Genomic DNA, 10,692 nt, shown 5'->3' on the forward strand with positions numbered 1-10,692 from the left:
GCCGCTGGCGACCCGGCCGGCGTGATCGCCGACCCGCGCGTCATCGAAGCCTATCTCGGCACCAGGAGATCGGCGGCGTGAACCCCATTCTCAGCGTCGTCTTGCCATGGCCGTTGGGGCCGAACAGGCCGACATTGCCGAAACGGCCGGCCTCCAGCGAGATATCGTGCAGCACGGTGACGCGGCCATAGCCGGCGGTGACGCCTTCGACGCTGAGAATGGGGTTCACGCCGCCGATCTCCTGGTGCCGAGATAGGCTTCGATGACGCGCGGGTCGGCGATCACGCCGGCCGGGTCGCCAGCGGCCAGGACGCGGCCATTGTTGAGCACCAGCAGATGTTGCGAAAGGCTCATCAGGAAGGTCAGCACGTGCTCGATCAGAAGGATGGTGATGCCGCGTTCGGCGGTGCGGCGGATCAGGCCGATAGACGTCTCGATCTCGGGCTTGGTCAGGCTCGATGCCGGCTCGTCGAGCAAGAGCATGCGTGGCTTCATGGCGATCGCGGTGGCCAGCATCAGGCATTTGCGCTCGAAGACGGACAACTCTCCGGCCAGCCGCCCGAAGGACGCGGACCCGAGCCCGACGAATTCCAGCGCCTCGGCGGCGGCATCGCGAGCTGCCACGGCCGTTTTTTCCTGCTTGCCGTAGCTGGCGCCGATCAGCGCGTTCTCGAACACGGTCAGCCCGTCGAAGCTGGTCTCGCGCTGAAACGTGCGGGCAAGGCCGAGGCGCGCGATCGCGTGTCCCGATTTGCCGTTTATGGCAAGACCGTCAAAGCGGATCTGGCCCCGGTCGGGGCCGAACGGGATGCCGGTGATGATGTTGAACAGCGTGCTCTTGCCGCTGCCGTTCGGGCCGGCGATGCCGAAGATCTCGCCGGCTTCGACCTTGAACGACACGCCGTCGACGGCCTTCAGCGAACCGAAGGCCTTCGACACGTCGTCCAGTTCAAGCAGGGCCATTCCCTACTTCATCCAGGGCTGGAGCTTGAAGGCGCCGGTGGCGTATTTTTCCGGCGAGATCAGCGTGCGCTGGCCATCCCAGATCTGGAAGAAGGTGATTGGAATATAGTCGTCGCCCTGCGTGGCAAGGTGGGTGGCGGGATCGAATTTCAGCCGCCCTTCCGCGACCTGCTTGTCGGTCTCCGACAGCGCCTTCATGATCGCCGCATGGTCGGATGCGCCGCCGACCTTCTTGACCGCGTCGAAATAGACATTGGTCATTTCGTAGAGGCCGACGCCGTAGGTGCCGCTCTCGACGCCGTATTTTGCCTTGAACTTGGCCGCCACCTCATCGGCGCGCGGGTTCTTCGGCGTCGTCAGCGCGCCGCCGAGCAGGTTGTAGATGACACCATCCGACTTCTTGCCGGTCAGCTCGACGAATTCCGGAACGCTCGGTGCGTATTGCAGGAAGACGAGGCTCTTGGTCGGCTGCTCGAGGAACTGGTTCAGGAACGACGCCGAATTGCCGGGCAGATAGTCGGTGTTGATGACGACATCGGGAACGTTCTCGCGCACCTTGGCGAGGATCGAACGCCAGTCGGTCACTTCGCCGAATGGCACGATCTCGTCGACGGTGATGGTCCAGCCCTTCTCCTTGAAGGTCTTCTTCATGCCTTCGGAGATGGTCTTCGAATAGGCGTTGTCGGACGAGATGATGGCGACCTTCTTGGTCGGCAGGGTGATCTTGCCATCGGCCGCGAGCTTCTCGACGAACAGGGTTACGTCGGTGTTGTAGGCGTCGAAGGAAGGGGTCAGCGACCAGCAGCACATATATTTGTCGGGGCTCGGCGCGATGATGTCCCTGGTCTGCTGCGAGGTGGCCGCCAGCATGTAGGGCATTTCCGCCTCGGCCATGTTGTCGATCTCGAAATTGGTCAGGCTGGCATAGCCGGTCAGCATGAAGTGCACGCCCGGATCGCCAAGCAGGCGCTCGACCGCGCTGGTGACGTTGCCGGCGGACTGATCCTTGACGTCGCCGACCACCAGTTCGAACGTATCCCCGGCAACGCCGCCGGCTGCGTTGGCCTCGTCGATGGCCATCTGCACGCCGCGCTGGAATTCCTGGCCGTCCGCCGCGGCAGGGCCGGTCAGCGGCGCAAGCAGGCCGATCTTGACGACGTCGGCAAAGGCGGGGGCGGCTGATGCGGCAAACATGCCGATCAGCGTGGTGCTCATCAGCATATGGCGGATTCGACTTGCGGCGGATTTGGGCTTCATCGTGCTGTTCCCTGTTTCCTCCCGTTCATCGGGAGTTGGATAATTGACAATCTACGCATAATTGTTCTTATTTGAAAAGGATTTTTCAACGCAACCTGGCCGGGAAGATGGTTCCCGCAAAGGTATGGAAGCCGTGGCGCTTTGCTGCGCAACTGCACTAAAACAAGGCAATTATAACGGAGCGGACAATGACGATCGCGCAGAAGACCCTTGACACCAGCCACGGCAAGATCGCGGTGCGCCAGACCAGTGGCCAGGGCACCGCTGTCATGCTGATCCACGGCAATTCATCTTCCAGCGCCGTTTTCCGCAACCAGTTGGACGGCCCGTTGGGCGAGCGCTACCACCTGATCGCTCCCGACCTGCCCGGCCACGGAGCGTCCGGCGATGCGATCGATCCTGAGCGTTCCTACAGCATGGAAGGCTATGCCGATGCCATGACCGAAGTGCTTGGGCTGCTCGGCATCGACAAGGCCATCGTCTTCGGCTGGTCGCTCGGCGGCCATATCGGGCTTGAGATGATCGACCGCTTTCCCGGCCTGCTTGGCCTGATGATCACCGGCACGCCGCCCGTCTCGCCCGAGGAGGTCGGCAACGGATTCAAGCCGAGCCCGCATATGCACCTCGCGGGGCAGGAAACCTTCAGCGGCGCCGATGTCGAGGCCTATGCGCGCAGCACTTGCGGCGAGCCGTTCGAGCCGTTTCTCATCGACACGGTGGCGCGCACCGATGGGCGGGCGCGGCGCCTGATGTTCGAAAAGTTCGCGGCCGGCACCGGCCGGAACCAGCGCGAAATCGTGGCCGGCAAGACGCCGCCGATCGCCGTTCTGAACGGCATCGACGAGCCATTCGTCAACACCGATTTCGTCTCCGCTGTGAAATTCTCCAATCTATGGGAAGGCAAGGCCCATCTGCTCGACAAATCCGGCCACGCGCCGTTCTGGGATTCGCCGGATCGTTTTGATCCGATCTTCGCCCGCTTCCTGGCAAGCGTCGACAGAGCGTAGGTTCGTAGTAAACCGCGCCTCAGACCCCACTTCGTGATGGGTGGGGTGACAATGGCGAGCATCTGTCGTATATTGACATAAAGATATCCTTATGTGACATGAAAAGGTCTGTCGCCAAAGGGATAAAAAATGTCGCAGAATTCTGCATCGCTGGACGCATTGTTCGGCCCCGTAGCGGCAAAACCCGACGGTTCGGAAGTGCTTGCGGCGCTCACTGCGGCAGCACGCGAGCGCATTCTCATCCTCGACGGCGCCATGGGCACACAGATCCAGGGCCTCGGCTTTGACGAGGACCAGTTTCGCGGCGAGGCCTTCGCCGGCTGCGCCTGCCATCAGCAAGGCAACAACGATCTTCTGATCCTGACGCAGCCCGGGGCGATCGAGGAGATCCACTATCAATACGCCATCGCGGGCGCCGACATCCTCGAAACCAACACTTTCTCCTCGACCTCGATCGCACAGGCCGACTACGGCATGGAAGATGCCGTCTACGCGCTGAACCGCGATGGCGCGCGGCTGGTACACCGCGCTGCTGTTCGTGCCGAGCAGCAGGACGGTAAGCGCCGCTTTGTCGCCGGCGCACTCGGGCCGACCAACCGCACCGCCTCGATGTCGCCCGACGTCAACAATCCCGGCTACCGCGCCGTGACCTTCGACGACCTGCGCCTCGCCTATGGCGAGCAGCTGCGCGGGTTGATCGATGGCGGCGCCGACATCATCCTGATCGAGACGATCTTCGACACGCTGAATGCCAAGGCGGCGATCTTCGCAGCGGAAGAGATCTTCATCGAAAAGGGCGTGCGCCTGCCGGTGATGATTTCGGGCACCATCACGGACCTCTCCGGCCGCACGCTGTCGGGCCAGACGCCGACCGCCTTCTGGCATTCGGTGCGCCATGCCAGCCCCTTCACCATCGGCCTCAACTGCGCGCTCGGCGCCAATGCGATGCGGGCGCATCTGGCCGAGATTTCAGGCGTCGCCAACACCTTCACCTGCGCCTATCCGAATGCCGGCCTGCCCAATGAATTCGGTCGGTATGACGAGAGCCCGGACTTCATGGCCGCGCAGATCGAGGAGTTTGCCCGCGAGGGACTGGTCAATGTCGTCGGCGGCTGCTGCGGTTCGACGCCCGAGCACATCCGCGCCATCGCCGAAGCGGTGAAGAAATATCCGCCACGTGCCATTCCAGACATCGAGCCCAAGATGCGCCTGTCCGGGCTGGAGCCGTTCACGCTCACCGACGAGATTCCGTTCGTCAATGTAGGCGAGCGCACTAACGTCACCGGCTCGGCCAAGTTCAGGAAACTGATCACGGCAGGCGACTATGTCGCCGCGCTCGACGTCGCGCGCGACCAGGTCGCCAATGGCGCGCAGATCATCGACATCAACATGGACGAGGGGCTGATCGATTCGAAGAAGGCGATGGTCGACTATCTCAACCTGATCGCCGCCGAGCCGGACATAGCCCGCGTTCCCGTCATGGTCGACAGTTCGAAATGGGAGATCATCGAAGCCGGCTTGAAATGCGTGCAGGGCAAGCCGCTGGTCAACTCCATTTCGATGAAGGAGGGCGAAGAGGCATTCCTGCATCATGCCAGGCTGGTGCGGGCCTATGGCGCCGCCGTGGTCGTCATGGCTTTCGATGAGGACGGCCAGGCCGACACCAAGGCGCGCAAGGTCGAGATCTGCACGCGCGCCTACAAGCTCCTGACCGAGCAGGCCGGCTTCCCGCCCGAGGACATCGTCTTCGATCCCAATGTCTTCGCCATTGCCACCGGCATCGAGGAGCACGACAATTACGGTGTCGACTTCATCGAGGCGGCCGGCGAGATCACCGCGACGCTGCTGCATGTTCATATCTCCGGCGGCGTGTCGAACCTGTCCTTCTCGTTCCGCGGCAACGAGCCGGTGCGCGAGGCCATGCATGCCGTGTTCCTCTACCATGCCATCCAGCGCGGCATGGACATGGGCATCGTCAATGCCGGTCAGCTTGCCGTCTACGATACGATCGAGCCTGATCTGCGCGAGGCCTGCGAGGACGTCGTGCTCAACCGCGCGCCCAGGGCCGGCGGCACCGCCACCGAACGCATGCTGGAGATTGCCGAACGCTTCAAAGGCACGGCCGGGAAGGAAGCGCAGGAGCGCGATCTCGCCTGGCGCGAATGGACTGTCGAACAGCGGATCAGCCATGCACTGGTCAACGGCATCACCGAATTCATCGACGCCGACACCGAGGAAGCGCGGCTTGCCGCCGAGCGGCCGCTGCATGTCATCGAAGGCCCGCTGATGGCCGGCATGAACGTCGTCGGCGACCTGTTCGGCGCGGGCAAGATGTTCCTGCCGCAAGTGGTGAAATCGGCGCGGGTGATGAAGCAGGCCGTCGCCGGATTGCTGCCGCATATGGAGGCCGAGAAGCTGGCCAACGCCGCCAACGGCATCGACAATGGCGAACGCCAGACAGCGGGCAAGATCCTGATGGCGACGGTCAAGGGCGATGTCCATGACATCGGCAAGAACATCGTCGGCGTCGTGCTCGCCTGCAACAACTACGAGATCGTCGATCTCGGCGTCATGGTGCCGGCGGCCAAGATCCTGCAGACGGCCCGTGAGCAAAATGTCGATGTCATCGGCCTTTCCGGCCTGATCACGCCGTCTCTCGATGAGATGGTGCACATGGCTTCGGAAATGGAGCGTGAAGGCTTCGACATTCCGCTGCTGATCGGCGGCGCGACGACCAGCCGTGTGCACACGGCGGTGAAGATCCACCCGCGCTACACCAAGGGCCAGACGGTCTACGTCACCGACGCCAGCCGGGCGGTGGGTGTCGTGTCGTCCTTGCTGTCGAACGAGACCAAGGGCGGCTATGTCGACACGGTGCGCACCGAATACAAGAAGGTCGCCGATGCGCATGCCCGCTCCGAAGCCGACAAGCAACGGCTGCCGCTGGCCAAGGCGAGGGCCAATGCGCACCGGATCGACTGGTCTGCCTACGAGCCGCCGAAGCCGTCCTTTACCGGCGTCAAGGTATTCGTGAACTGGGATCTCACCGAACTCGCGCGCTACATCGATTGGACGCCGTTCTTCCAGACTTGGGAGCTGAAGGGCCGTTATCCCAAAATTCTCGAAGACGAGGCGCAAGGCGCCGCCGCGCGCCAGCTGTTCGAGGATGCGCAGGCGATGCTGAAGCAGATCATCGCCGAGAAATGGTTCGCGCCGCGCGGCGTCGTCGGTTTCTGGCCGGCCAATGCCGTCGGCGACGACATCAGGCTGTTCACGGACGAAAAGCGGTCGCAGGAACTGGCGACCTTCTTTACCTTGCGCCAGCAGCTGACCAAGCGCGACGGCAAGGCCAATGTCGCACTGGCGGACTTCGTCGCGCCAGCGGAGTGCGGCAAGCCGGATTACATCGGCGGCTTTATCGTCACCGCCGGCATCGAGGAGGTGGCTATCGCCGAACGGTTCGAGCGAGCGAATGATGATTATTCGTCGATCATGGTCAAGGCGCTGGCAGACCGCTTCGCCGAAGCCTTTGCCGAGCGGATGCATGAGAAGGTGCGCAAGGAATTCTGGGGCTATGCTTCAGATGAAGCGCTGGCGCCGGACGAACTGATCGGCGAACCCTATCGCGGCATTCGTCCGGCGCCCGGCTATCCGGCGCAGCCCGATCACACCGAGAAGGCGACTTTGTTCCGGCTGCTCGACGGTGAGCGCAATGCAGGCGTGAGCCTGACCGAAAGCTATGCAATGTGGCCGGGTTCCTCGGTATCAGGCATCTATCTGGCGCATCCCGAAAGCTATTATTTCGGCGTCGCCAAGGTCGAACGCGACCAGGTCGAGGATTACGCACGCCGCAAGGCGATGCCATTGGCCGAGGTAGAGCGCTGGCTTGGCCCCATCCTCAACTACGTACCGGCACACTATGCCGAGGCGGCTGAATAGCGGCGCCATGCGTTCAACAGAATTTGCGCTGGTTGCCGGCTTGTGATCCGTGGCGCGGCGGTTACACCTGCGCGGGCAGCCGTCTTTATAGTTGGAGCGCCGAATGACCTTACTCACACGCCGCAGGCTTTTGAAGACGGCTGCGGTTGCCGGCGCGGGCGGGATCGGGCTTTCGGCGATGGGCCGGCTTGGTGGCTGGGCCGCCGCGACGCCTGAGCCGGTGGTTTTGCAGACGGCAAAGATCCAGGCGAAGCTGATGGATGTCGGCCAGACCAGGGATGTGCTGACCTATGGCAACGCCGGAATGCCGCCCGTGCTCAGGATGAAAAAGGGCGAGCCCTTCGCAGCACGCCTTGTCAACGCGATCGACGATCCGACGACGATCCACTGGCACGGTATTCGCGTTCCCAACAAGATGGACGGCGTGCCGTTTCTGGTACAGCCCTACGTCTACACCGGCGATCATTTCGACTACGCCTTCACGTCGCCCGATGCCGGCACCTTCTGGTACCACCCGCATTGCAACACGCTGGAGCAGATGGGCCATGGCCTGACCGGCGTGATCGTGGTCGAGAATCCCAACGATCCGAAATTCGATGCCGAAATCGTCCTCAATTTGCGCGACTGGCGCCTCGGCGACGACGGTCAGTTCATCGACCAGTTCCGGCCGCGCGATGCCGCGAGAACCGGCACTTACGGCACGGTACGCACCGCCAACTGGCTCGACCAGCCGCAATATGATGCGCCGGCCGGCGGACTTGCGCGGCTGCGTGTCGCCATCACCGACGTGACGCGCATCTACGCTTTCCGCGTCGACGGTGCGGAGGCGAGTGTCATGGCGCTCGACGGCAATCCGGTGCCTGAGCGTTTTTCGCCCGACGCCTTGCTGCTCGGACCCGGCCAGCGCATGGAGCTGGCCATACGCATGCCCGACAATGAAGGCGCGATGGTCAGCTTGAGGGACGTCAGGGGCACCAAGCCAAAAATCCTGGCGACCCTGCGCGCGACAGGAAAATCCCTCAAACGGGACATTCGCGATGTTGCTCCGCTGGAGCTCAATCCGGTGGCGGAAGTGGATCTCGCCAGTGCCAGGCATATTTCCCTGGCACTAAGCGCCACGGCGGAAAACGTCCCGAGCGATGGCATCTGCGGTTCGCTTGGCTATAGTTTCTGGGCCCTCAACAAAGTGCCGTGGCCAGGCGACACCAAGGACCCGACCGCGCCACTGGCCGAATTGAAGCTTGGCCAAAGCTACGTCATCGACATGGAGAACCTGACGCCGCAATCTCATCCGATGCATCTGCACGGTATGAGCTTCAAAGTGCTGTCATCCTCGACGCGCCAGGTTCAGCCTGTGATTTCCGACACCTATCTCATCCAGCCCAACGAGAAGGTTCAGCTCGGCTTCGTCGCCGACAATCCCGGCGATTGGCTGCTGCACTGCCACATCATCGAGCACCAGAAATCGGGAATGACGAGCTATGTCAGGGTGGTGTGAAGCCGCGTCAGCCTGCGCGTAGCGTCTGTGCCGTCATTTGCGCAACTGCGCCTCGATCTCGTCGAGCACCTTGTCCTTGCCGATGCCGGTGAGGAAGGCGAGGCCCTTGATCACCGGCTTGGTGACCGAAGCGGAGATCGGGGTGGTTGCGACGATGAAGTCGACATTGTCGGCCAGTCCGGGCACTTCGGTGGCCTTCGCCTGCTGGGCATTGAAGGTGAGGCCGCGTTTCTTCATTTCCTCGGTGACGGCGACATTGACCGCGGTCGAGGTGGCGATGCCCGTGCCGCAGGCAAAGAGAATGGTTTTCTGTCTCGACATCTCTGCTTCTCCTTGTTTCAGCCGAGTACGGCTCGCACGTCTTCGAGGGTTCTGGCCGACCTCAAATCATCCAAGGCTTGCGGGTTCTGGATGGTGGCCATGACGGCCTGCAGCGCCTCAATCTGCTTGTCCTTGTCGTTGATGGCAAGCAGGAAGACGAAGCCGACCGGCAGCATCTCGTCGGGATCCTCCATGTTGGCGAAGGTCACTGGTTGCTTCAATGTGCCCATCGCGATGCCAGGCTTCAGCACATGCTCCGGATCGGTGTGCGGCACCGCGACATTATCGGAGCGTTCCAGCGGCAGTCCGGTCGGGATGGTCAATTCGCGGCGCACGACCGCGTCGGCATAGCTGCTTTTGACATAGCCAAGTCTCTCCAGCCGGCCCGCCAGGATGCGGATGATCTCCTCATTGGTCGAGGCATCGGATCCGAGCACGATCGCGTCAGGGTCCAGAAGCTGCATGAGTCCGTCGGACATTCTTTGCTCCGTCTATGAAATCGTGCGCCGCGGGAAGGGCGCACGATCGGTTTGAGGGTGGACGCTATCAGGTTCAGGCCGTCTCTTCGGCCGGCTCGTCCTCGGCGCCCGCGGCCCGCTCCCAGCCGAGCGGATTGCGGCGGTAGAGGACAAACAATGCCGCGATGACCACTGCGATCACGATGATGCCGACAAGCCCCATCCCCTGGATCGCCTCGATGACCACGTAAGGCACCCACAGGAAGCCGTCGACCACCGAGGTGATCTGCAGCGCGTCCGCCGGCAGCTTGAAGCCCGACGAGACTGCTGCGCTGGTGAACAGCGGCGCCAGCGCGTTGGCGACGTAGAAGCCGATGGCCAGCGTCACCGTGCCGATCACCACCATGCGGAACACGTTGCCTTTGACCAGCGGCGCGGTCATGGCGACGATGAAGGGGATGACCGCGAGGTCGGCGAACAGGATGACGCGGTTGCCCGGCAGGATGATGGACAGGATGATCGCGATCGGCACCAGGATCAGCGACGACGAGATCGCGGCCGGATGGCCGATCAGGATCGCCGAATCGAGGCCAACGAGAAGCTCTCGGTCACCGGTGCGCTTGCGCACGAACGCCTGTGCGGCGTCGGAGACGGGGATCAGCCCCTCCATCAGGATCTTGACCATGCGCGGCAGCAGCAGCATCACCGCGGCCAGTGTCATGCCGGTGCCCAGAACCTTGGCCAGCACCACGCTGAGATCACCCGCATTGTAGAACGCGATTGCACCAAGCACGAGGCCGATGATGAGGCCCATCACGACAGGTTCGCCGAACACGCCGAACCTGCGCTCGATCGTATCGGTGTTGATGTTGATGCGGTTGATCCCGGGAATGCGGTCCATGATCCAGTTGAGCACAATGGCGATCGGCAGGATCTGTGCCGAGGCGAGATGCGGCACCGAAATGCCGGGCACGCCGTAGAACTGCTGTACCGCGCGCGCCGACCAGTCGGCGAACAGCAGCGAGAGTGCTGCGACAAGTGCTGCGACCGCGATGCCATAGGCCAGATTGTCGGTTGCGGCGACCACCAGCGAGCCGACAAAGGCGAAGTGCCAGAAATTCCAGACGTCGACATTGAGCGTGCGCGTCATGCGTGTCAGCAACAGCACGATGTTGACGAGGATGCCGACCGGAATGACCCAAAGGCCGACCGACGAGCCGAAGGCGATCGCGGCCGCGGAGGGCCAGCC

Annotated in this window: 9 protein-coding genes; 3 read left to right on the forward strand and 6 right to left on the reverse strand. The window is 62.7% G+C overall.

Going from position 1 to position 10,692, the window contains the following annotated elements:
* Positions 1 to 40: 40 nt before the first annotated feature.
* From EN984_RS08885 to EN984_RS08895, 3 genes are read right to left on the reverse strand one after another with little or no spacing between them, the layout of a single operon-like run.
* Entirely contained in the window at positions 41 to 229 is a 189-nt protein-coding gene (locus tag EN984_RS08885; protein ID WP_245480047.1) for a hypothetical protein, read from the reverse strand.
* Entirely contained in the window at positions 226 to 963 is a 738-nt protein-coding gene (locus tag EN984_RS08890; RefSeq protein WP_027035743.1) for an ATP-binding cassette domain-containing protein, read from the reverse strand. Before EN984_RS08890 ends, EN984_RS08885 begins: the two co-directional genes overlap by 4 nt.
* Positions 964 to 966: 3 nt before the next feature.
* On the reverse strand, positions 967 to 2,220 hold the full coding sequence (locus tag EN984_RS08895; protein WP_027035742.1) for an ABC transporter substrate-binding protein: 1,254 nt from the start codon (positions 2,218 to 2,220) through the stop codon (positions 967 to 969).
* Positions 2,221 to 2,408: 188 nt separating this feature from the next.
* Here EN984_RS08895 and EN984_RS08900 point away from each other — a divergent pair, with 188 nt between their 5' ends.
* From EN984_RS08900 to EN984_RS08910, 3 genes are all read left to right on the forward strand, one after another.
* Positions 2,409 to 3,227: an alpha/beta hydrolase gene (locus EN984_RS08900; RefSeq protein WP_127272179.1), complete on the forward strand. Its 819-nt coding sequence runs from the start codon at positions 2,409 to 2,411 to the stop codon at positions 3,225 to 3,227.
* Between the two features lie 129 nt (positions 3,228 to 3,356).
* Positions 3,357 to 7,166 (forward strand): methionine synthase, encoded by a 3,810-nt coding sequence (metH, locus tag EN984_RS08905; RefSeq protein ID WP_127272180.1) that lies wholly within the window; start codon positions 3,357 to 3,359, stop codon positions 7,164 to 7,166.
* Between the two features lie 103 nt (positions 7,167 to 7,269).
* Entirely contained in the window at positions 7,270 to 8,664 is a 1,395-nt protein-coding gene (locus EN984_RS08910; protein WP_127267973.1) for a multicopper oxidase family protein, read from the forward strand.
* A gap of 33 nt (positions 8,665 to 8,697) precedes the next feature.
* Here EN984_RS08910 and EN984_RS08915 read toward each other — a convergent pair whose 3' ends face one another.
* The 3 genes from EN984_RS08915 to EN984_RS08925 all read right to left on the reverse strand — a co-directional run.
* Positions 8,698 to 8,985, reverse strand: coding sequence for a PTS sugar transporter subunit IIB (locus tag EN984_RS08915; protein WP_023809203.1), 288 nt, complete (start codon positions 8,983 to 8,985; stop codon positions 8,698 to 8,700).
* Between the two features lie 17 nt (positions 8,986 to 9,002).
* Positions 9,003 to 9,464, reverse strand: coding sequence for a PTS sugar transporter subunit IIA (locus EN984_RS08920; protein WP_127267974.1), 462 nt, complete (start codon positions 9,462 to 9,464; stop codon positions 9,003 to 9,005).
* 73 nt (positions 9,465 to 9,537) lie between these two features.
* The coding region (locus EN984_RS08925; protein WP_127383704.1) for a PTS transporter subunit IIC at positions 9,538 to 10,692 on the reverse strand (1,155 nt) is incomplete at its 5' end.

The organism is Mesorhizobium sp. M7A.F.Ca.CA.004.12.1.1 (genome assembly GCF_003997835.1).
In the GTDB taxonomy this organism is placed as follows: Bacteria; Pseudomonadota; Alphaproteobacteria; order Rhizobiales; family Rhizobiaceae; genus Mesorhizobium.

Bases quoted from the DNA above. Each gene is read 5' to 3' on its own strand.
- EN984_RS08890 (WP_027035743.1), bottom strand. From the start codon at position 963: ATGGCCCTGCTTGAACTGGACGACGTGTCGAAGGCCTTCGGTTCGCTG.
- EN984_RS08895 (WP_027035742.1), bottom strand. From the start codon at position 2,220: ATGAAGCCCAAATCCGCCGCAAGTCGAATCCGCCATATGCTGATGAGC.
- EN984_RS08900 (WP_127272179.1), top strand. From the start codon at position 2,409: ATGACGATCGCGCAGAAGACCCTTGACACCAGCCACGGCAAGATCGCG.
- metH (WP_127272180.1), top strand. From the start codon at position 3,357: ATGTCGCAGAATTCTGCATCGCTGGACGCATTGTTCGGCCCCGTAGCG.
- EN984_RS08910 (WP_127267973.1), top strand. From the start codon at position 7,270: ATGACCTTACTCACACGCCGCAGGCTTTTGAAGACGGCTGCGGTTGCC.
- EN984_RS08915 (WP_023809203.1), bottom strand. From the start codon at position 8,985: ATGTCGAGACAGAAAACCATTCTCTTTGCCTGCGGCACGGGCATCGCC.
- EN984_RS08920 (WP_127267974.1), bottom strand. From the start codon at position 9,464: ATGTCCGACGGACTCATGCAGCTTCTGGACCCTGACGCGATCGTGCTC.